The 19,606-nt window shown below is 55.2% G+C and carries 22 protein-coding genes, 1 pseudogene and 1 riboswitch; of the genes and pseudogenes, 10 read left to right on the forward strand and 13 right to left on the reverse strand.

Going from position 1 to position 19,606, the window contains the following annotated elements; translation table 11 throughout:
- The first annotated feature begins 18 nt into the window (after positions 1–18).
- Entirely contained in the window at positions 19–1,431 is a 1,413-nt protein-coding gene (gndA, locus tag BN3277_RS22105; protein ID WP_059046444.1) for an NADP-dependent phosphogluconate dehydrogenase, read from the forward strand.
- Positions 1,432–1,472: 41 nt separating this feature from the next.
- Here gndA and BN3277_RS22110 read toward each other — a convergent pair.
- A pseudogene (locus BN3277_RS22110) lies at positions 1,473–1,654 on the reverse strand (MFS transporter); the annotation flags it as partial.
- Positions 1,655–1,831: 177 nt separating this feature from the next.
- On the opposite strand from BN3277_RS22110, the gene BN3277_RS22115 reads away from it, so the two are divergent.
- Together BN3277_RS22115 and BN3277_RS22120 are read left to right on the forward strand one after the other, a co-directional pair.
- A complete protein-coding gene (locus BN3277_RS22115) occupies positions 1,832–2,515 on the forward strand; it encodes a uracil-DNA glycosylase (RefSeq protein ID WP_059046447.1) in 684 nt (227 codons plus the stop codon).
- Between the two features lies 1 nt (position 2,516).
- A complete protein-coding gene (locus BN3277_RS22120; RefSeq protein ID WP_059046448.1) occupies positions 2,517–3,047 on the forward strand; it encodes a CDP-alcohol phosphatidyltransferase family protein in 531 nt (176 codons plus the stop codon).
- Positions 3,048–3,067: 20 nt separating this feature from the next.
- On the opposite strand, the gene BN3277_RS22125 is transcribed toward BN3277_RS22120, so the two are convergent.
- Together BN3277_RS22125 and BN3277_RS22130 are read right to left on the reverse strand one after the other, a co-directional pair.
- Entirely contained in the window at positions 3,068–3,634 is a 567-nt protein-coding gene (locus BN3277_RS22125; protein ID WP_059046450.1) for a DUF1697 domain-containing protein, read from the reverse strand.
- Positions 3,635–3,650: 16 nt separating this feature from the next.
- Entirely contained in the window at positions 3,651–4,802 is a 1,152-nt protein-coding gene (locus BN3277_RS22130) for an MFS transporter (RefSeq protein ID WP_059046452.1), read from the reverse strand.
- Between the two features lie 184 nt (positions 4,803–4,986).
- Between BN3277_RS22130 and BN3277_RS22135 the strand changes: the two genes are divergently transcribed.
- Entirely contained in the window at positions 4,987–5,664 is a 678-nt protein-coding gene (locus tag BN3277_RS22135) for a LysM peptidoglycan-binding domain-containing protein (RefSeq protein ID WP_059046454.1), read from the forward strand.
- Positions 5,665–5,749: 85 nt separating this feature from the next.
- Here the strand turns inward: BN3277_RS22135 and BN3277_RS22140 are convergent, their stop codons facing one another.
- The 3 genes from BN3277_RS22140 to BN3277_RS22150 form a co-directional block, all read right to left on the reverse strand.
- Positions 5,750–6,493 carry an amino acid ABC transporter ATP-binding protein gene (locus BN3277_RS22140; protein WP_059046456.1) on the reverse strand — a complete coding sequence of 248 codons (744 nt, stop codon included), beginning with the start codon at positions 6,491–6,493 and terminating at the stop codon, positions 5,750–5,752.
- Between the two features lie 18 nt (positions 6,494–6,511).
- Positions 6,512–7,225, reverse strand: coding sequence for an amino acid ABC transporter permease (locus BN3277_RS22145; protein ID WP_059046457.1), 714 nt, complete (start codon positions 7,223–7,225; stop codon positions 6,512–6,514).
- A gap of 71 nt (positions 7,226–7,296) precedes the next feature.
- Positions 7,297–8,115 carry a transporter substrate-binding domain-containing protein gene (locus tag BN3277_RS22150; RefSeq protein WP_059046460.1) on the reverse strand — a complete coding sequence of 273 codons (819 nt, stop codon included), beginning with the start codon at positions 8,113–8,115 and terminating at the stop codon, positions 7,297–7,299.
- A 115-nt stretch (positions 8,116–8,230) separates the two neighbouring features.
- Positions 8,231–8,413, reverse strand: a riboswitch (Lysine riboswitch).
- 193 nt (positions 8,414–8,606) lie between these two features.
- On the opposite strand from BN3277_RS22150, the gene BN3277_RS22155 reads away from it, so the two are divergent.
- Together BN3277_RS22155 and speD are read left to right on the forward strand one after the other, a co-directional pair.
- Positions 8,607–8,912 (forward strand): DUF2087 domain-containing protein, encoded by a 306-nt coding sequence (locus tag BN3277_RS22155; RefSeq protein ID WP_059046461.1) that lies wholly within the window; start codon positions 8,607–8,609, stop codon positions 8,910–8,912.
- A 70-nt stretch (positions 8,913–8,982) separates the two neighbouring features.
- Positions 8,983–9,810, forward strand: a complete 828-nt coding sequence (speD, locus tag BN3277_RS22160; RefSeq protein WP_059046463.1) for an adenosylmethionine decarboxylase — start codon at positions 8,983–8,985, stop codon at positions 9,808–9,810.
- Positions 9,811–9,865: 55 nt separating this feature from the next.
- On the opposite strand, the gene BN3277_RS22165 is transcribed toward speD, so the two are convergent.
- The 5 genes from BN3277_RS22165 to BN3277_RS22185 all read right to left on the reverse strand — a co-directional run bounded on the left by BN3277_RS22165 (position 9,866) and on the right by BN3277_RS22185 (position 14,022).
- Entirely contained in the window at positions 9,866–10,963 is a 1,098-nt protein-coding gene (locus BN3277_RS22165) for a metal ABC transporter substrate-binding protein (RefSeq protein ID WP_059047404.1), read from the reverse strand.
- Between the two features lie 21 nt (positions 10,964–10,984).
- The gene (locus BN3277_RS22170) at positions 10,985–11,887 is read right to left on the reverse strand and encodes a metal ABC transporter permease (RefSeq protein ID WP_059046465.1); all 903 of its coding nucleotides are present in this window, start codon (positions 11,885–11,887) and stop codon (positions 10,985–10,987) included.
- Complete coding sequence (locus BN3277_RS22175; RefSeq protein ID WP_059046467.1) at positions 11,833–12,540, reverse strand: metal ABC transporter ATP-binding protein; 708 nt, start codon at positions 12,538–12,540, stop codon at positions 11,833–11,835. The genes BN3277_RS22170 and BN3277_RS22175 overlap by 55 nt, the downstream gene beginning before the upstream one ends.
- 86 nt (positions 12,541–12,626) lie before the next feature.
- Complete coding sequence (gene rpmG / locus BN3277_RS22180; RefSeq protein ID WP_059046469.1) at positions 12,627–12,776, reverse strand: 50S ribosomal protein L33; 150 nt, start codon at positions 12,774–12,776, stop codon at positions 12,627–12,629.
- 25 nt (positions 12,777–12,801) lie between these two features.
- The gene (locus BN3277_RS22185) at positions 12,802–14,022 is read right to left on the reverse strand and encodes a GTP-binding protein (RefSeq protein ID WP_059046470.1); all 1,221 of its coding nucleotides are present in this window, start codon (positions 14,020–14,022) and stop codon (positions 12,802–12,804) included.
- Positions 14,023–14,249: 227 nt separating this feature from the next.
- Here BN3277_RS22185 and BN3277_RS22190 point away from each other — a divergent pair, with 227 nt between their 5' ends.
- Together BN3277_RS22190 and BN3277_RS22195 are read left to right on the forward strand one after the other, a co-directional pair.
- Positions 14,250–15,257 carry a permease gene (locus tag BN3277_RS22190; RefSeq protein WP_059046472.1) on the forward strand — a complete coding sequence of 336 codons (1,008 nt, stop codon included), beginning with the start codon at positions 14,250–14,252 and terminating at the stop codon, positions 15,255–15,257.
- A 48-nt stretch (positions 15,258–15,305) separates the two neighbouring features.
- Entirely contained in the window at positions 15,306–16,181 is an 876-nt protein-coding gene (locus BN3277_RS22195; protein ID WP_059046474.1) for a TIGR03943 family putative permease subunit, read from the forward strand.
- On the opposite strand, the gene BN3277_RS22200 is transcribed toward BN3277_RS22195, so the two are convergent.
- A complete protein-coding gene (locus BN3277_RS22200) occupies positions 16,178–16,585 on the reverse strand; it encodes a NusG domain II-containing protein (protein ID WP_059046476.1) in 408 nt (135 codons plus the stop codon). The two genes, BN3277_RS22195 and BN3277_RS22200, sit on opposite strands and share 4 nt — an antisense overlap.
- A gap of 116 nt (positions 16,586–16,701) precedes the next feature.
- Here BN3277_RS22200 and BN3277_RS22205 point away from each other — a divergent pair, with 116 nt between their 5' ends.
- Positions 16,702–17,751 carry a CobW family GTP-binding protein gene (locus BN3277_RS22205; protein WP_082691558.1) on the forward strand — a complete coding sequence of 350 codons (1,050 nt, stop codon included), beginning with the start codon at positions 16,702–16,704 and terminating at the stop codon, positions 17,749–17,751.
- A gap of 100 nt (positions 17,752–17,851) precedes the next feature.
- Positions 17,852–18,346, forward strand: a complete 495-nt coding sequence (locus BN3277_RS22210; protein ID WP_059046477.1) for a flavodoxin domain-containing protein — start codon at positions 17,852–17,854, stop codon at positions 18,344–18,346.
- Positions 18,347–18,441: 95 nt separating this feature from the next.
- Here the strand turns inward: BN3277_RS22210 and BN3277_RS22215 are convergent, their stop codons facing one another.
- A complete protein-coding gene (locus BN3277_RS22215; RefSeq protein WP_059046479.1) occupies positions 18,442–19,470 on the reverse strand; it encodes an ABC transporter substrate-binding protein in 1,029 nt (342 codons plus the stop codon).
- Positions 19,471–19,606: the final 136 nt, after the last annotated feature.

Genomic DNA, 19,606 nt, shown 5'->3' on the forward strand with positions numbered 1-19,606 from the left:
GTTTGGAGGTTATTTCATATGAAAAAACAACAAATCGGGGTTGTGGGCCTGGCGGTCATGGGCAAAAACCTCGCACTGAATATCGAAAGCAACGGCTTCTCCGTTGCCTTGTACAATCGCTCCGCTGAGAAAACCAAGGAGCTGCTGGAGGAGGCGCCTGGCAAAAATTTCGTTGGCACCTACAGCATCGAGGAATTCGTTCAGGCGCTGGAAACCCCGCGTAAAATTCTGATTATGGTGAAAGCCGGCAAGCCAACTGATGATACGATCCATCAGCTCGTCCCTTATTTGGAGAAGGGCGACATCCTGATCGACGGCGGTAACGCCCACTTCCCGGATACGCAGCGCCGCAACAAGGAGCTGGAAGCCCAAGGCTTCCGCTACATCGGTGCCGGCGTGTCCGGCGGCGAAGAAGGCGCGCTGAAAGGCCCGGCGATTATGCCGGGCGGACAACGCGACGCCTACGAGCTGGTCGAGCCGATCCTGACGGCGATTTCAGCTAAAGTGAACGGCGATCCCTGCTCGACGTACATCGGTCCGGACGGCGCCGGCCATTATGTGAAGATGGTCCACAACGGCATCGAATACGGCGACATGCAGCTGATCGGCGAAGCTTACCAACTGCTCAAGGATGTGCTTGGGCTTGGCGTAGAGGAACTGCACGATATTTTCACCGAATGGAACAACGGCGAGTTGGACAGCTATCTGATCGAAATCACCGCCGATATCTTCGGTAAAAAAGATCCGGCCACCGGCAAACCGATGGTCGACGTGATCCTGGATGCCGCTGGCCAAAAAGGCACCGGCAAATGGACCAGCCAAAGCGCCCTCGATCTCGGTGTCCCGCTGTCCATCATCACCGAGTCGGTGTTTGCGCGCTTCATCTCCGCGATGAAGGTCGAACGCGTTGCCGCCAGCAAACGGCTGAGCGGTCCGGCGACCCAGCCGTATGAAGGCGACAAGCAAGCGTTTATCGAAGCGGTTCGCAAGGCGCTTTACGCCAGCAAAATCGCCTCGTACGCACAGGGCTTCGCGCAGATGCGTCTTGCTTCCGAGGAATACGGCTGGGATCTGAATTACGGCGCGATCGCGATGATTTTCCGCGGCGGCTGCATCATTCGCGCCCGCTTCCTGCAGAACATCAAGGACGCGTACGACCGCGATCCAGGGCTCAAAAACCTGCTGCTCGACGATTACTTCAAAGACGTCGTGGAGAACTACCAAGACGCCTGGAGACAGGTCATCGCCACCGCCGTGACCCGCGGCATTCCGGTACCGGCCTTCTCCTCCGCTCTAGCCTACTACGACAGCTACCGTTCCGAGCGGCTGCCGGCCAACCTGCTGCAAGCGCAGCGCGACTACTTCGGCGCCCATACGTTTGAACGCGTCGACCAGGAAGGCAGCTTCCATTTTCAATGGCTGGATAAATAATGGATGAACCCAAGCCGCGAGGGAGAACCCCCGCGGCTTTTTTATGCGCTCTTCTTCTTATGGGTGAGGAACAACCCCGGGATAAAAATAAGGACAAGAACGAGGGCCGAGACGAGAAATCCGGCGTTGGAAAAACCCGTATAAGCGTCACTCGTTAAGGGAAGATTGATTCCCCTACGCTGGTTCCCCGAACAAACAGGACGAGGGAAATCCAAACCATGTTCCAGGATCACCTGTTCCTGCTTGTTCATTGCCTGTCCTCCCGCCGGTTGGTGCATTACCTCTATTATATTGAATTCTAGCATCGCCAATCCGACACCCCGTGCATGCGTAAGGAGGAACTCCGCCCGCCGATGTCGAACCCTATTCCAGTAGACTAGAACTCCGAGGTGACTTTCACTTGACGATCCTTAAAAATGATTGGGCCCCGTATCTGGAGCCCGAATTCGAGAAACCGTACTATTTGCAGTTGCGCCAGTTCATGGCGAACGAATATCGCACCCAAACGATTTATCCCGATATGTATGACATTTTCAACGCGCTGCATTATACCTCCTTCGCCGACACCAAAGTGGTAATTCTCGGCCAGGATCCTTACCACGGCCCGGGACAGGCGCATGGCCTGAGTTTCTCCGTCAAACCGGGCGTCAAAGCCCCGCCTTCCCTGCAGAACATGTTTAAGGAACTGCGGGACGACCTGGGTTGCCGCATCCCCAACAACGGCTATTTGGTTCCGTGGGCGAAGCAAGGCGTGCTGCTGCTCAACACCGTGCTTACCGTGCAGGCCGATACTCCCAATTCCCATAAGGACAAGGGCTGGGAATCGTTCACCGACAAGGTGATTGAGACGTTAAACGAGAAGCGGGAACCGGTTGTGTTCCTGTTATGGGGCAGCCATGCCCAGAAAAAAGCGGCCCTGATCACCAACCGCGAACATCATTTGATCAAGTCGCCTCACCCCAGCCCATTGTCAGCCCATCGGGGATTCCTAGGCAGCAAGCCGTTTTCGCGCGCCAATCAATTTTTGCGCTCCAAAGGACTAGCGGAAATCGATTGGCAAATTCCCGATCTAGCGAAGAGTTAAAATGAAGCATTTAGCCAATGGCCTGACCCTAAGCCGCATGGTCTTGTCCTGCATCTTATTATTCACCCTGAACCAGCCTGCTCTATTTATCTTCATCTATACCATAGCGGGGATTACCGATGTGCTGGACGGAAGCATTGCTCGCCGAACGAATACCGTTAGCGTGACAGGGGCCAAGCTGGATTCCGTAGCCGACCTGTTGATGTTTGGGGTAGTGACCCTCGCGATGGCCCGATGGGCAGGCGAGGAGATGAGGATCATCTGGCCGTTTCTGGCCGGAGCCATCGCCATTCGCTTGGCATCTGCGGTTTATGCGGCCTGCAAATTTCGCATGTTAGCCATGATTCATACCTGGGGGAACAAAATCACCGGGTTACTCGTTTTTGTCACCCCCTGGATCATGTTTGTGGCGGGTAACCATCCGTGGGTGCTTATCGGGGTGTGTATCGTCTCAGCGGCGAGCGCTGCCGAAGAGCTACTGATTCACCTGACTTCGAAGGAGCTTGACCTGAATCGAAGAAGCTGGCTATAAGCGGTGGCACGGATCAAGAGTTATTTCGTCGATTCCATTTCAACTGCTAGCGAAATCAGCTTGTTTACCGTGTTCCAGTTCCGCACCGTGGCATAAGCGTCTAATCTCTGCAGGTTTGCCGTCAGCTTGGAATTTCGGACGCTCTCCGTAAACAGTAAGTAGACCTCCCTGCCCGAGACGCGAAACAACTCTTTATCGTTTGCATAGGCCGCAAAGCGCTCCAGCGCTTCGGCGGTGGGCTCCCTCCGTAAGAAAGCCACATACAGGCATTCTCCTGTTGATGACGCTTCCGCCGCAGCGATTTCTTCTGCGGTAAACGGGCAGTTCTTCGCCGTCGCCTGCAGCTCTGCCGCCGTGCGCAGTACCACCGGGATGTCCAGGTGAAATTCGCGGCGGATCACCTCCTCCATCCGCAAGCCCAGCATTCCTTCCTCCTCTTCCGAAGCAAACAGGATATTGCCGCTTTGGATATACGTTTGAACCTCCTTAAACCCCTGCTCGGTCAACGCTCGTTTGAGCTCCGCCATTTTAATCTTATTTTTACCGCCGACGTTAATGCCTCGCAGCAGCGCGATTCGGATGGTCATCCCCATCGCCTCCTATTTATGAATTTGCCGTCACCGTGTCCCCGCGTCGCTTCCGTCTCATCAACCTGACGCTATACAAGCAACCGATCAGCGACAGCCCGGTCATGATCCCGTACAGGACACGGCCGCCCCAATGCTCGAAAATCAAACCGCCGGCAAACGAGGCCACAATCCCCGAGACCCCGAAAAACACAATGGCCAGAATCGTTTGCCCGGTAGCGCGCCAGGCCTCCGGCACGATCGCATACAAATGCTGCATCGCCGCGCTATAGAAAAACACAAAGGTCACCCCTTGAAGCAACTGCAGCACGACGATCATCCCCGCTTGATCCGCAACGGCGGTTAACCCGAAGCGCAGTACGTAGAACACGCCGGCCCAAGCGATCAGCTTCAGCTCGTTCCCCCGCTTCAAAAACCGATGCACCACGGCGAAACATAGAAACTCCACCATCGTCATGACAAACCAAGTTGTTCCCACCATCGAGAAGCTCCCGCCCATCTCCCGGATATAGATGCCGATATAGGTGTCGTTGGTGCGGTGCGGCAGTGCTAATAGGAAAATCAACAGCAGGAAGGATACCGTTGATTTCTGCCCCAGAAACGCTTTAAGCTCAGCCAACTTCAACGGTTTGGCGCTCGCCTCCACATCCTCCTGCGCAAATCCGATCAGCCAGGTTGCGATGCCGTACCCGAGAAATACCCAGGCAAAGCCGGCGGGGCCCGTCCAATCCGTCAAATACCCGATGGCAAACGAGGCGGTTGCGTACCCCAGCGCCCCGAACATTTTGATCGAACCGTAGTTTACTTTCCGCCTTACCGCCGATTGAAAGTTCAAGCTCTCCACCAGCGAGTCGGTCGGCATAAAGAAGAAATACATCAACCCAACCAATAGAACCAAAGCCCAGGGAGAGGCCGCCCGAAACAATACGAATCCGATCACGGTTGAGACCGCTAGTGTAAGCAGGAGGATCCGGGTGATTGATTTTCGCCGGTCGCTGACCACGCCCCAAAACGGTTGGGAGAACAACCCGATGAAACCGCCTGTCCCGATCATTAGCCCGATTTCCGTCTCAGGCAGTCCGAGGTTGGAGAGGTATACCGGGAGGAAGGACAGAAAGATGGCAAAAAGCGAAAAATAACTAAAATTAAACACACGTAGTTTGAACATGGATCTTTCTCCGTTCCTTTCTGTACCGAGAAGCCGCATGGATCGTAAAGCAGCCGCTCTATTTACTATACACCAAGCGAATGGCTTAAACCTAGGTCCGCCCCCAAGCGGAGATTCCGGTAACCGACGCCTCGTTAACGCATACGGTATAGGAAAACCGCCTAAACGAAAGGGGAACGTTCCATTGTTTAACTATGATTATCGGCAGTGCCCCGCTGAGCACTATCCTTACACGGTTCAGCCGGGAGACACGCTAAACCTGATCGCTTTTCGACTGGAATCGAGCATCATGCGAATCTTCGCAGCCAACCCGGGCCTCGACCCGAACAACCTGCAGATCGGCCAGGTCCTCTGTATCCCCTCCTGTCCCCCAAACCATGTCTCCCGCATCATCGAGCGCGGAGATACGCTGTATCAGATCGCGCAGGATTACGGCGTCAGCGTCGCCAGCATCCTGGAAGCGAACCCGGGGATCGATCCGAACTCGCTGCGGGTGGGACAGCGGCTTTGCATTCCGCAGTTCGGCGGCGCTCCCGACGTGGCCGGCTTGCGGGAGACGATCACCGCGATGCAAAGCGACATCAACATGCTAAAAGCGGATAACAGCGTACAGCAAACGCATGAAAGCAACTACGGCAACTCGACGCAGACGACCCGCGTCCTAAGCGTGACCCCTCGAGAAATCCGGTTCGAAGTGGTGCCGATGACGTTTGCCGGCGCATTCCGCGGTCATTTTACCGCCAGTCGGCGTTACCCGTACTATGTGGATGCTTCCATGGGAGGCCGACGCACGATCAATGTCAAGGATAACTTTGGAGTATGGCATTCCTTCAATTATAGGGAGCAAACGCCGCAGTCCTGATCGATGACAGCACGAATGGAGACAAAAAAACCGGCGGAGCCCGGATGTACATCCAGGTTCCGCCGGCATCATCATTGCACTTGTGTTACCCTTCCCGGTTTAACGTCCGCTTCAGAAACTCTTTCGTCCGCTCCTGTTTCGGTTCATTAAAGATCTGCTCCGGCGACCCTTCTTCGGCAATGACGCCCTGGTCCATAAACACGACCCGGTCCGATACCTCCCGGGCAAACTCCATCTCATGGGTGACCACGATCATCGTCAGTCCGGAGTAGGCCAGCTCCTTCATAACCTTCAACACCTCGCCCACCATCTCGGGATCCAACGCCGAGGTGGGCTCGTCGAACAGCAGCACATCCGGATCCATGGATAGGGCGCGGGCGATGGCCACCCGTTGCTTTTGTCCGCCAGAGAGCTGCTTGGGTTTGGCATGAATATATTGTTCCATCCCGACGTCCCGCAAATATTTCATCGCGATCTCGGTCGCCTCTTCCTTGGAGCGCTTCAGCACCTTGACTTGTCCCACGACACAGTTGTTTAGCGCGTCATGATTGTTGAACAGGTTAAACTGCTGAAACACCATCCCCAAATGCCGACGGTACAACGATACCTTATGCGTATCCCCCAGGATGTTGTTACCGTTGTAAATAATCTCCCCGCCGCTGGGCTTCTCCAGCAGATTGATGCACCGGAGCAGCGTCGACTTGCCGGAGCCGGAGGAGCCGATGATGCTGACAACTTCCCCTTTGCTAACCGACAGGTTGATATCCTTCAGCACCTCATGCGTTCCGAAAAATTTGCTTAAATGCCGAATTTCGATTACCTTTTCCATCCTCACTCCTGCTTTCTGCTAGCGCTGCAGCGTATAGCTTTCCGGGCCGTCCAGCCTTTTCTCGATACGCTGTAAAATCTTCGTTACGGTCAACGTCATGACCAGATACAGCACGCTGGCCACAAAGAATGATTCGAAATACCGGAAGTTGTTCCCGGCGATCGACTTGGTCATAAAGTACAGCTCCGATACGGAAATGACGTTCAGGACCGAGGTATCCTTGATGTTGATAATAAATTGATTGCCCGTCGCCGGCAAAATATGGCGGATCACCTGCGGCAACACGACGTTGCGCATCGTTTGCCAATGGGTCATCCCGATCGCATGAGCTGCCTCGAATTGCCCTTTGTCCACCGAATAAACGCCGCCGCGCACGATCTCAGCCATATAAGCTCCCGTATTGATAGAGACGATGAATATCGCCGCAAACGTCCGGTCCATATCGTAGTTGAACAGCAGGGACGATCCGTAAAAAATCGCCATCGCCTGAACGATCATCGGCGTGCCGCGGAAGCATTCGATGTACACGGTCAACAGACCGTTAACGATCTTGAGCAGCCAACGCTTCATCCCGCGTTCCGGCAGCGGAATCGTGCGGACGACGCCGGCCAGCAGACCGATGACCGCGCCGATAATCGTGCCGATCAGCGAGATATATAAGGTGACCGCCGCCCCGCGCAGGAACATTGGCCAGTTATCGGTGATAATTTGGATAATCCACTCGTAAGTCATTTGTTTTCCTCCCGCACCGCATAAAACCGACTGCAGTCCCGCTGCAGCCGGCTTCCGACAGATGCATTCAATTAATTCGCTGCAGGTTGGTTCTTGATGGCGTCGTTCATGATCGTAAGTCGCTCTTCTTCCGAGATGCCCGCCAGAATCTCATTGATTTTCTCCGTCAGCTCACTGCCTTTCTCCAAGCCAACCGCAATGGCGGTGTCGTCGTCCGAAGTGGTGAAGCCTTCCGTGAATTCGACGTAAGCGAAATTCTCGTTGGCCGTTGCGGCGCTGATGCCTTCCGGCAGCTCCGAGACATAACCGTCGATTGCACCCGATTCTAAGGCCACGCGCATCGCCGGGAAGTTGTCCATGGCCGGTTGCTTATTCACGCCGTTAATTTGGTCGATGACCGAGTAATGGAACGTATTCAGCTGGGCCGTAATTTTAGCGCCGCTGAAATCCTGGATCGAGGTAGCTCCTTCATAAGAGCTTCCTTTCTTCACCACCATCACGAGGTTCGATTTATAGTAGTTGTCCGAGAAATCGATCGTCTTCTTGCGCTCTTCCGTTGGGGACATGCCCGCGATGATAGCGTCGATCTTGCCGGACGTCAGCGCCGGAACCAGACCATCCCATTCGGTCTTCACGATCACCAGCTTCTTGCCAAGGCCGTCGGCGATTTTCTTGGCGATCTCCACGTCGTAGCCACCTGCGAATTCGGCGCTGCCGTCAATCGGAACCCCACCGTTCGCTTCCCCGCTTTGCGTCCAGTTAAACGGGGCGTACCCCGCCTCGAGACCCACTTTAAACGTAGTTTCGTCTTTGCTGCCGGAACTGCAGCCCGCCAGAACAAGCATCGCCGACAGCAGCATCAAGATAGATAAGGACCAGGTTTTTCTCATTTTCTTCACTCTCCATACAGATTAATAGATGAATAACAGAAACAAAAAAACGGCTTCGGGTATACTCCGAGGCCGTTTGTTGGGTTCATTTCCGTTCCGACACCCACAGTCCCCTCGACGAGATAGCGCAACTTGATAGATCGGGTCATCTACCAAGACAGTCCTGCAGCTCTTAACTGCAGACCCAGCAGCGTACAGTGAGCCTGTACCCCGCTTCGGCGACATTTCCTTCTCCCCGGCCTCTTCACCTGCTCAAGCTCCGCCGGAAACTGTTAAATATCGCGCCTCTACCCCACCCTGAAGAACGTGAGGTCTGATTCAATTGTGTTTGTAGGATACAATATCAACTCTATTCTGTCAAACTAACATAGGGTGGGAATGATAGGAAAGGAGTCCCGGATTGACAGTCCGAGAGCCATCGTATATCATCTAATTAAATATTTATCTAATTAGATGATAAACTAATTTACAGTTGATAAGGAGGTACCCCTATGACCACCCCACGTACGCCTTTACCGGAGAACGTTCTGCGTAATTTTTTCACAAAAGAAGGCACACTAAAACACCTGCCCGCCCAGCTCAAGAAGAAGCTGATCGTCCTGGAGTATTTGGCCGCCGGCCTTGAGCCCGGACGGAGTTATGCGGAAGCCGAGATCAACGCGTATATTAAGCGCTTTGACGAGGATTACGCCACCATCCGCCGCGAATGGATCATCCATCGGTTCATGCACAGGGAACAGGACATCTATACCTTGAACCCGCCGGAGCAGTGGACAAGATGGGATGAGCTGCAGTAGCGGGACGTTTTTTTTCCAGAAGAAAAGGGAATAACCAATAGGGTACACCTATGCTAAGGGGGATTCCCTGATGAAGTTGACGCCGGAGCAGCGCATTCAGCTGCATGAGTTCAACAATCTGACCAAAACGTTAAGCTTCAATATGTACGATGTGTGCTACACCCGTACCAAAGAGGAACGCGAAGCCTATATCGCTTATATCGACGACCAGTACAATTCCGACCGCCTGACAAAAATCCTCAGCACCGTTTCCGAAATTATCGGCGCTCATATTTTGAATATCGCGAACCAAGATTACGTTCCGCAAGGGGCCAGCGTGACCATGCTGATTTCCGAGGGGCCTGTGGTAGAGGTGCCCACCGAGTCGTTTGACGAATCGCCGGGTCCGCTGCCGGACTCCGTCGTGATGCAGCTCGATAAAAGCCATATCACCGTCCACACGTATCCCGAATACGATCCCAACGAGAGCATCAGCACGTTCCGGGCCGACATCGATGTATCCACCTGCGGGGAGATTTCGCCACTGAAGGCGCTGAATTATCTGATTCATTCCTTTGAGGCGGACATTATGACGATCGATTATCGCGTTCGCGGATTCACCCGGGACATTAACGGCCACAAGCTGTTCATCGACCACGATATCAGCTCCATCCAGAACTACATTCCCGACGATGTGATCGAGCAATATCAGATGATCGACGTCAATGTGTATCCGGAGCATATTTTCCATACGAAATGCAAGCTGAAGCAGTTTGACCTGAACAACTATCTGTTTGGGTATACGAAGGACGAGCTTACGCCAGAGGAGCAAAAACAGATTACGGCGATGCTCGTCACCGAAATGGATGAGATTTTCTACGGCAAAAATATCGCCTCCGGATCGCTGGAGGACAGCTAGGCTAGGCGAAATTAATACAGCCCTGAGCCGGGTACGGCTTAGGGCTGCTTTTGTTTTATTCGCTTAATGCGGCTTTCAAGGCTTCCAGGTTTTGGCGCATCAGCGACAAATAATCTTCGCCCGCCGCTTCGTCTTCGGCCGTCAACCCTTCGATCGGGTTCAGCACCGCCGTCTTCGCTCCGATTTCCCGGGCAATCGTCTCGGCGACTTTGGAGGAGACCAGCGTTTCGAAGAAGATGGTCTTCACCTGATGCTCCTCGGCGAACTTCACGATCTCCGTCATCTGCGCCGCCGACGGCTCCTGGTCAGGGGACAACCCGGCGATCGGCACTTGGATCAGCCCATACTCTTGGGCCAGGTAGCCAAATGCGGCGTGCTGCGTAATAAAGTCCTTCCGTTTGGCATTCGCCAATCCCTCGGTGAAATCCTGATCCAGCTGCTCCAGCTTGGCCGCGTAGGCGTCGGCGTTTTGTTTGTATTGGTCGGCATGCTCCGGGTCGGCCTTCGCCAATGCGGCTTCAATGTTGCGCACCTCTTGAACTGCCAGCGTCGGCGACAACCAAACGTGCGGGTCCAGCCCGCCGTGATCGTGGTTATGTTCATGATCGTGAGCGGCTTCTTCTGCGTTGGCTTCATGATCCGCGGCATGCTCTTCCTCGTTGGCATGATTAGCGTCGTCAGCATGCTCTTCCGCTTCATGCCCGTGTTCCTCTTCTTCTCCGCCCTCCATCAACGTAATCCCTTCGCTGGCCTCCACGATCTCCGGCTTGCTGTTCGCGGCAGACGCCTCCACCTGTTCCAGCCAGCTTTCCATCCCGGCGCCGTTTACGATCAACAGATCGGATTCGGTCAGCTTCCGAATATCCTGGGGGCTTGGTTCCCAGTCATGTGGCTCCATGCCGCCGGGAACCAACAGCTCGACCGTCGCCAAATCGCCGGCAACCTGCTTCGTAAACTCGTAAATCGGGTAAAAGCTTGTTTGAATCCGCAAGGTTGGTTCCCCATCATTCGTTCCACCGCTATTTGCCGTATTCCCAGCGGCATTCGCCGACTTGGCCGCATTCCCTTCGGGCTGTCCGCCCCCGCCACAACCGGCGATCAACAACACCAAGCTCAGGCCAACCGCAGCGGCGCCCCGTTTTGCAAATCCCATCTTCATCCTCGTTTCTCTCCCTTACTCCATCGATAATGTCTCGCCGTCTTTAGTTGGCAAGGTTATGAAATCTTCTTTGTCCCGCGCCGCACGCTTCACGCGGCGACCGTTCCTTTGAGCCATCCGGCCCCGGAGCTTCTGCCCTGCGATACCGGTCAATAGAAACAACAGCAAGATCAACGCGATCGTCCCGCCGGGCGGCATATCCAGATAATAAGAAGCGGTTAACCCGCTGAAGATCCCCGTTAAGCCAGCGGCCACCGCGATCATGATCGCAGCGGCAAACCCGCGGGCCAACCGCAGCGCAAGCGAGGCCGGCAACACGATCAGCGAGGACACCAGCAGTACGCCAACGACCGGAATCGCCGCCGCTACCGCCATTCCGGTAAACACCGCGAAGGAGAACGACAGCCACTTCACCGAAATCCCGCTGATTCGAGCGGTTTCTTCGTCAAAGGTCAAGCTGTACAGCGGTCTGCGCAGCACGGTGAAATACACGGCGCCCACCAGGGCAACGCCGGCCATCAACGCCAGTTGCGTGTCGCTCACCGCAACGATTGAGCCGAACAGGTACGCGCTGAAGCTTTGGCTCAAGCTGCTTCGCAAGTTCATCAACACCACGGCGAGCGCCAGCCCCGACGTCATGACGATCGCGACCGGCATTTCGCTGTAGGCCCGGTAGCTCCGGCGGAGCTGCTCAATCAGCAGCCCGCCAAGGATGGCGGCGACGAAGCCGGCCACCGCCGGGCTCCAGCCCAGCACGGCCCCCAGCGCTACACCGGCGAGCGAGACGTGGGACAACGTATCGGCCATTAGCGCCTGACGTCGCAGCATCAAATAAACGCCGATAACCGGGGCGATACTTCCGATCAATGCGCCGGCCCAAAATGCACGCTGCATGAACGCGTAGTCAAACATTGCCATTCCTCGCTTTCCTCTTGCTCCAGGGAAATCAGGCGGTCCAGATACGCCTCCGCCTCCTCCGGGCCGTGGGTCACCATGATGACCGTTAGGCCGTGCTGGTCGGCCATGTGCCGCAGCAGCCGGTAAAATCCTTGGCGGCTTTGCCGGTCCATCCCCGTTGTGGGTTCATCCAGAACCAGCACCCGGGGCTGTCCGGCTAAAGCCCGGGCAATGCAGATGCGCTGCTTCTGTCCGCCTGACAGCTCCCCAATCTTCCGGTAGCGGTGCTCCCACATCCCTACCTGCTTCAAGCTGCGTTCGACGATTTCACGCTCCTCCGCACCAAATCGCCGAAACAAGCCCAACCGGGGATAACACCCCGACTTCACCAGCTCCAGCACCCGGCTGGGAAACCCGCTGTTAAACGCAGCGACCTGCTGCGGGACATATCCCACGTTCAGCCGGCCATCAACCCGCGCCGCTTCGTTGATTCTCACGCTCCCGCTCCAAGGCTTGAGCAGACCCAGCAGCAGCTTCAGCAGCGTTGTCTTGGCCGCACCGTTCGGACCGGTGATACCAACGAACTCGCCAACGCCGATTTCGAGGGACACCCCGTCGATAACCGGTTTGTCCCCATAACCAAACACGACGTTCTCCATCGTGGATAAAATCATGGTACCCCTTCTTCTCAAAGCGTAATTATTACGATTAGCAAAAGCGACAAATCGCCCTCTACCGTACCTAAATTCGTAAGCCCTTCTTAACGCGTCTCCCGATGGATTGTATATTTGCGCAGCCGCGGCGAATACTTCCGCAGCTCCAGCCGCTCGGGGTGCGTCTTTTTATTTTTTGTTGTCGTATAGTTGCGATCTCCGCACTCCGTGCAAGCCAACGTAACCACTACTCGCATGTTTTTCCCTCCTTGATCTAAATATTTATCCGGCGTTAATCGACTCTTCCGGCGTAATCCATGGCAGCGGATTCGGGAAGGCCGTCCAGTCCATCTGCATTTCCTCGTCGCTTAGCAGGCAGGCGTCAAGCTCCTGTTCGATCCCGGCGCGATCCATCCCGATGCCGATAAACACCAGTTCGGTGATCCGGTCGCCCCAAGTCTCGTCCCATCTGTGCCGCAGCTCAGGCTCCTCGGCAAACATCTCCTCCCGTTGCCCATCCGACAGCGAGGCCAACCAATAGCCGGCCGGTCCAAATTGGATTGACGGTCCCGCCTGACTCAAGTTGGCCGCCACATCCGCCTCCGTGGCGATCCAAGCCAGCCCTTTGGCCCGCACCACTTCCTCCGGCCATTCGCTCATAAATTGCGCGAGCCGCTCCGGATAAAACGGTCGTCTCCGCCGGTAGACAAACGAACCAATGCCGTATTCCTCCGTTTCCGGCGTATGGCTCTCCTGCTGCAGCTCCTGAATCCAGCCGGCCGATTGGCTGGCTTGCTCGAAGTCGAACAACCCCGTGTTCAGGATTTCCTGCGGTTCCACACGCCCCAGGGTTGAGCGGATCAGCTTGGCGGTTGGCTGCAGCTTGCGCAGAACCCCCTCCAGCTCCTTCAGCTCTTCCTCATCCACCAGGTCGCATTTGTTCAAAATCAGGATGTCGCAGGTCTCGATTTGATCGATCAGCAGATCCACGACGTCGCGGGTATCCCCTTCTCCCGCCTGTTGTCCACGTTCCAGCAGCGTTTCGCCGGAGGAGAAATCATGCCAGAACCGGTAAGCGTCCACCACCGTCACCAGGCAGTCCAGCTTGGCGATCCCCGTCAAATCAATCCCCGTCTCTTCGTCCGCATAAGTAAAGGTTTGGGCGATCGGCACCGGTTCGCTGATGCCCGTCGACTCGATTAGGATGTAATCAAACCGCCCCTCCGCCGCCAGCTTCTGAACCTCTCTCAGCAAATCATCACGAAGCGTACAGCAGATGCAGCCGTTCGACAGCTCCACCAGCTTCTCTTCCGTCCGGGACAGGCTCCCGCCAGCGCTAATCAACTCCGCGTCAATGTTAATCTCGCTCATGTCGTTTACGATTACCGCCACCTTCAAGCCTTGGCGATTGCTTAGGATATGGTTGAGCAGCGTTGTTTTGCCCGAACCCAAATATCCGCACAGCACCGTCACGGGAATCGGGCGCGTTGGTTGTTCATTCAATTCGATTCGTCCCCTTCCTAATCAAGGCCGATTACCTCATCCTTCAGGTTTTCGACTTATTCGTAATTATTACGATTAATAATCCATACTATATCGTCCTTCCCTGGGCTTTGTCAACTCTTGATACCGCCGTATGAACTAATCTATCAACCCAGTTCTGAATCGTCTTGGAAAATAATAGATATGATACTGCACGGGATGCCGACTTTGTCCAAAAGGAGTACGCCATGAATAAACAAGCCATCACCCGAATGCTGCCGATTCTAGTGCCGGCCGCTTTCGCGCTTGCCTGCCTGACGGTTATGTACCCGTCCCTGATTCGGCAGGTTCCGCTCGACGAGCTGCAAACGTTCAAAACCAGCTTTCTCGGCATCTTGCTGGAGGCTCTGCCCTTCGTGCTGATCGGGGCGCTGCTCTCCTCGCTCCTGCACCTGTTCGTCTCCGAGAACACGCTGCGCCGCTTCATGCCGAAGCATCCCGTTCCGGGCATTTTGTTCGCCTGTCTGCTCGGCCTGATCTTCCCGGTGTGCGAATGCGGAATGATTCCGCTTATCCGCCGGATGATTCAGAAAGGGATGCCCGTATACATCGCCGTCGTTTTCATTTTGTCCGGACCGATCTTGAATCCGGTCGTGTTTGGCGCTACCTACATGGCTTTTCGCCTCTATCCCGAAATGGTGTACGCCCGGATGGGACTGGCCTTTGCCGTAGCAGCCGCAATCGGAACGATCGTTTACCTGACTTGGAAGGATCCTCCCTTGAAACATGCCCTCTCCGCCAGCGCGGATACGGGAGGTGAGCCCCACTCTCCTGCGCATGGCGGGAGCAAGCTGACCGCCGTGTTCGTTCACGCTGCGGACGAGGTATTTGAAATGGGAAAATACTTGTTGATCGGCTGCATCCTGACCGCAGGCATTCAATCGTTTGTTGCCCATGAACAGCTTGCGGACATCGGCGGCGGCTCCGTCACCAGCTACTTGTTTATGATGGGCTTCGCGTTCCTTCTGTCGCTGTGTTCGACGTCCGACGCGTTTGTGGCCTCGGCTTTTTTGCCAACTTTCTCCGGCGGTTCGCTGCTTGCTTTTCTCGTCTTCGGGCCGATGCTCGATTTCAAAAACCTGCTGATGCTGCTGTCCGTGTTCCGCACAAAATTTGTCCTGTACCTGTCCTTCCTGATCTGTACGCTCGTGTTTACGGGGGCGGCGTTAACCGGCACGCTCTGGCTAAATCCGTAACCCGGGACAAGAATTCGATCCTGCTTGAAAGGAGGCTGCGAAAACCGCATGAACCATCCCCGAGTCATTCGTCGGCATTATTTGGCAAGATCGCTGATCTTGCTTGGTTTCGCCCTTTTTATCGCCCACCTGACCCGGTCGGGCGCCATGCATTACTACATCGGCCCCCGCATGGAGCCGTTGCTTCGATTCTGTCCGTTTCCGCTCGCCGTCATGGCAGTTTGTCTGGCCTACCAGGCGCTATTTCAACAATCCGCCGCCCTTTGCGATTGCGAGCGCCCGCTCTCCGTGTCCAGGTGGAAGAACGGGACTGTGTACGGCTTATTTTTGCTCCCGCTATTGCTCGGCACCCTACTTCCCGATCAGGCGCTCGGCAGCTCGGCCGCAGCCAAAAAAGGGATGAGCCTAAGCTCCCCCCTGCTCGCCTCCGAACGGCTGGAGGAACTTTTTCGGGCACCGGATCCTTATAATAACGAATTTGCCGAGTTAGCCAAACGGCTCTATCCACAGGACGTGGTTGAGGTCAAGCCGGAAATCTTCTCGGAAACGATTGGGGCCATGGAGCTATTTGCGGATCAATTCCGCGGGAAAAGGGTCAAGCTGAGCGGATTTGTCTATCAGGAGCCGGGGAGCCAAGGTAAGGAGAACGAGCTGATCCTTGGACGATTCCTCGTCCTCTGCTGTACCGCGGATTCCGCCCCGTTTGGGCTTGTGGTCACCGCCGATCAGCCGCTTGTCGGGCTGACCCAAGATAGCTGGCTTGAAGTGGAAGGTACCATCGAGCCGCAAACCCGGGAGGGCAAGGCAATTCTTACCGTCAAAGCAGAGCGCATCCGGGAAATTCCCAGACCGAAAACGCCCTATGTCTACCCTAGCGAAGATTCGGTGAAAGCGTGGGATAATCTGTCGGGGCCGGAAGACTAGCGGATATAGGCGTCTACACCGTTATCATCCGGGTCTGAGGCGCCGCTGCGGACGACCTCCACGTACACGCGGTTCGGAACGCAGATAATCGTTTCGCCGGGCCGGGAGATGAATCCCATTTGCATGGAGATTTTTTTCGGGCAGTCGGCGTAGACCATTTGGATCCCCCCGTCAAAAACCTTTAAGGTATTGTTCCCGTATTTCGTGTGGATGTCGATGGTCTCCTCCCCGCTGCCCAAGGGGACGCTGCGGTAGGATTCACCGTCCACCTGGATCTCGGCGCGAAGCGTTGCCGGATCCACCGTCTCCCGGCTCTCCATCCCCTGGCGCAGGAAGAGCCACGCCGAACCCAACAAGACCAGAACAACGATCAGCAGGACGTCGCCCCGTTTCATTTTAAGCATATTCATCCATCCTATCCCAGGTATTAAACGTAAATTTTACGAATAAACATATCTTAGAAACTAGCATCTTCTTTGTCAATGATCGATTTCGAAAGCGGAAAGGAGACACTTGTCCGATGAATATGGCGATGAAAATCCCGGTGATCGTTCTCACCGGTTTTCTAGGCAGCGGCAAAACGACCCTGCTGATCAAGCTGCTGGAGGAAGTGGCCGTACGGGGGTTAAAGCCGGGCGTGCTGATGAACGAGCTGGGCAAACGGGATATCGACGGCGAGCGAATCGCCCGCTCCTCCTTAGGCCGCTTTCCACTGGAAAAACTGCTGGACGGATGTATCTGCTGCACGAAAAAAGACGAAATTCAGGCCGCCTTGACCAGCCTGCTCCATCAGGATCCCGACCTGCTGCTGCTGGAGCTCACCGGGGTAGCGAATCCGGAGGAAATCGTCGAACAGTTGGCCGAGCCCGGTCTCCTGTCCAAGATGTATCTGCATCGCGTGTTCACCCTGATCGATGCCGAGCATGCGCTCGAATACAACAGCATCTTCGCCTCGGACAAACAGCTCGTCCGCACGTTGCGTTGTCAGCTGTCCGCTGCCGACGACCTGATCATCAACAAAACCGATCTCGTTCCGCCGCCCCACACGAGAAAAGTCACCGAAATGGTCCGCAAATACAATGCCGAGGGGCGGATTCATTACGCCGTCAACGCCAACATTCCGGTTACGGCCCTTTTTACGACGATTCAACCGATACCGCGCAGTACCCCGTTAGCCGCCGTCTCCACAGGTTCCTCTCATCGGTCAACCCGTTCTCCGTTCCAGGTCGTCCAGCCGCATCGGCATCATCCCCCGGCGGATCCGACATCCGCCGAGCAGACTTACACCTCATTCAGCCGCATCAACACCCTCAGTTTGCCGATCCGTGAACCTTTGCACCTCCCCGCTTCCAGGCTGGAGCGATTCATTAAGAAATGGAACCCCAGCCTGCTTCGGGCCAAAGGGTATGTCCGTTTCTCCCCACCGGAGAAATCAGCTTACCTCATGCAATATTCCGGTAAACGGTTCAACTGGGAGGCGGTAGATTACGACGGGCCGCTGTATCTCGTGTTGATTGGCTATGGCCTTCCCGAGCGCAGGATCGCTGAAGAATGGGCATTACTCCAATAAGTAGGTCAACTTCCTATGATCGATGTCGCATCATCGCCTAATCATTTCCAGTTACAATACAAATGAACTCGAAATCGGTCGAAAATAGGGAGGGTACGTTATGAGCACCTTAATCGTTTATGCAGGAAAATACGGCACAACGGAAAAGTGCGTCAAAACCTTGGCAACCAAGATCAACGACCCGGTGGAAATCCTTAATCTGCGGCAGGAAGCCGTCCCCGATCTGGCGGAATACGACAGTATCATCGTTGGGGGATCGATCTACTTTGGCCAGTTTCAGCAGGCCTGCCGGCAATTTTGCCGCGAACATTCCGCCGAGTTGATGCGGAAGAAGCTGGGTTTATTTATTTGCTGCGGCACCTTCGAGAAATCCGATGAATTTCTGAAGGCCGCCTACCCGGCGGAGCTGCTGGAGCATGCCACAGCCAAAGCCGGATTCGGCGGAGAACTTGATCTCAAATCGATGAGCCTGTTCGATCGGTTCGTCGCCCGGATGGTCTCTCGCTCGGCCCGCAAGGAAGGGCGCTCGCTCCCGTCGATCCGCTGGGACGAGGTCGAGCAATTCTCGGCCGCCATCAACCGGCAGGTCGTGTAAGCCGGCTTGCTTGTTTGCCGGCGATCGCCAGACACGAAAAGGCCGTTCTCCGCGTCGGCAAACGACGCAGGGAACGGCCTTTTTGGGTTGTTTGGTTATTTTTGATTTTGGCTAACGACGAGATCCACGAGAATATCGATCTGTTTCTCCAGATTCAATCCGTCCACCATCCAGAACTCTTTATTATCAAGCAAATAGACGTGGTTGTTTTGAACCGCGGGGATACTTTTCCACACCGGTCCATTCATAACTTCCTCTGCGCGTTCCTTCCCGCCGTCCGGCTCATACACTGTCAGGAACATGTGGTCCGCAGCATACTCCGGTACGACCTCCAAGGAAATATCCGCGCCTGTCGTCGGGAATACCTCTTTCTCGATCTTCTCCTGCGGCTTCAAGCCGAACATTTCATACAGGTTGTAGCCGGCATCCCGGGTTTTCGGCCATACCCAGAAGTTTTTCGCCCAAATCGAATAGGTGCCGACGGTTTCGTCCGGTCCGATCACCTCGCTGAGTTTCGCTTTCGCGTCTTCGGCTTTTTGCTTATAGCGGGTAATGAACTCTTCCGCTTGCTGTTCGCGGCCCAGCATTTCGCCGACCGTTTTCACTTCCTCCAGCGGATCGATTCCTTCCCATCCGGCAGTGGCCAGCGTGACAACCGGAGCGATTTTCTTTAATTGCTCCACGATGTCGGCCGGCGTATACGTAGGCACGATGATCAGGTCCGGTTGCAGCTCCAGCACCTTCTCGACGGAGATATCGCCGACATTTTCTACGCCTTCCAGCTCCTTGCTCAGCAGCACCGAGTTTTCCAGCGCGAGCGAGCCCGCACCAATCGGCTTCACACCTAGAGCCAGCAGGTCACCCAAGTGCGTAACCGATACGACCCGCTGCGGATCCGTTGGAATTTCCACCTCTTGTCCGGTGAAGTCCTTATAGATCTTCGTTGAAGCTTGTCCTTCAGCCGTATCATTCGCTTCGTTGCCGGATTGCGCGTTGCCCGCTGTGCCGTTATTCGCCGCCGCGTCGTTCGCTGTATTACCGCCGTTTTGGCCGCAGGCCGCAAGGACGACCGTCAACAGCAAAACCGTCGCCAAGCTAAGAAAGCGGTGTTTGAAAACCTTCATCTGTTTAGTTCCCCCAATTTCTATTGATAATGATTATCATTATACAGAGACCGGGATAAATAATCAATGTTCGCCCCTAAAAATAAAGGATCTCCCCAAGCCATCACCCGGATGACTTGGGAAGATCCCGTATTTC

It is taken from the genome of Paenibacillus rubinfantis (assembly GCF_001486505.1).
GTDB lineage: Bacteria > Bacillota > Bacilli > Paenibacillales > Paenibacillaceae > Fontibacillus > Fontibacillus rubinfantis.

Bases quoted from the DNA above. Each gene is read 5' to 3' on its own strand.
- gndA (WP_059046444.1), top strand. From the start codon at position 19: ATGAAAAAACAACAAATCGGGGTTGTGGGCCTGGCGGTCATGGGCAAA.
- BN3277_RS22120 (WP_059046448.1), top strand. From the start codon at position 2,517: ATGAAGCATTTAGCCAATGGCCTGACCCTAAGCCGCATGGTCTTGTCC.
- BN3277_RS22125 (WP_059046450.1), bottom strand. From the start codon at position 3,634: ATGACCATCCGAATCGCGCTGCTGCGAGGCATTAACGTCGGCGGTAAA.
- BN3277_RS22130 (WP_059046452.1), bottom strand. From the start codon at position 4,802: ATGTTCAAACTACGTGTGTTTAATTTTAGTTATTTTTCGCTTTTTGCC.
- BN3277_RS22140 (WP_059046456.1), bottom strand. From the start codon at position 6,493: ATGGAAAAGGTAATCGAAATTCGGCATTTAAGCAAATTTTTCGGAACG.
- BN3277_RS22145 (WP_059046457.1), bottom strand. From the start codon at position 7,225: ATGACTTACGAGTGGATTATCCAAATTATCACCGATAACTGGCCAATG.
- BN3277_RS22150 (WP_059046460.1), bottom strand. From the start codon at position 8,115: ATGAGAAAAACCTGGTCCTTATCTATCTTGATGCTGCTGTCGGCGATG.
- BN3277_RS22155 (WP_059046461.1), top strand. From the start codon at position 8,607: ATGACCACCCCACGTACGCCTTTACCGGAGAACGTTCTGCGTAATTTT.
- speD (WP_059046463.1), top strand. From the start codon at position 8,983: ATGAAGTTGACGCCGGAGCAGCGCATTCAGCTGCATGAGTTCAACAAT.
- BN3277_RS22165 (WP_059047404.1), bottom strand. From the start codon at position 10,963: ATGGGATTTGCAAAACGGGGCGCCGCTGCGGTTGGCCTGAGCTTGGTG.
- BN3277_RS22170 (WP_059046465.1), bottom strand. From the start codon at position 11,887: ATGGCAATGTTTGACTACGCGTTCATGCAGCGTGCATTTTGGGCCGGC.
- BN3277_RS22175 (WP_059046467.1), bottom strand. From the start codon at position 12,540: ATGATTTTATCCACGATGGAGAACGTCGTGTTTGGTTATGGGGACAAA.
- rpmG (WP_059046469.1), bottom strand. From the start codon at position 12,776: ATGCGAGTAGTGGTTACGTTGGCTTGCACGGAGTGCGGAGATCGCAAC.
- BN3277_RS22190 (WP_059046472.1), top strand. From the start codon at position 14,250: ATGAATAAACAAGCCATCACCCGAATGCTGCCGATTCTAGTGCCGGCC.
- BN3277_RS22195 (WP_059046474.1), top strand. From the start codon at position 15,306: ATGAACCATCCCCGAGTCATTCGTCGGCATTATTTGGCAAGATCGCTG.
- BN3277_RS22200 (WP_059046476.1), bottom strand. From the start codon at position 16,585: ATGCTTAAAATGAAACGGGGCGACGTCCTGCTGATCGTTGTTCTGGTC.
- BN3277_RS22205 (WP_082691558.1), top strand. From the start codon at position 16,702: ATGAATATGGCGATGAAAATCCCGGTGATCGTTCTCACCGGTTTTCTA.
- BN3277_RS22210 (WP_059046477.1), top strand. From the start codon at position 17,852: ATGAGCACCTTAATCGTTTATGCAGGAAAATACGGCACAACGGAAAAG.
- BN3277_RS22215 (WP_059046479.1), bottom strand. From the start codon at position 19,470: ATGAAGGTTTTCAAACACCGCTTTCTTAGCTTGGCGACGGTTTTGCTG.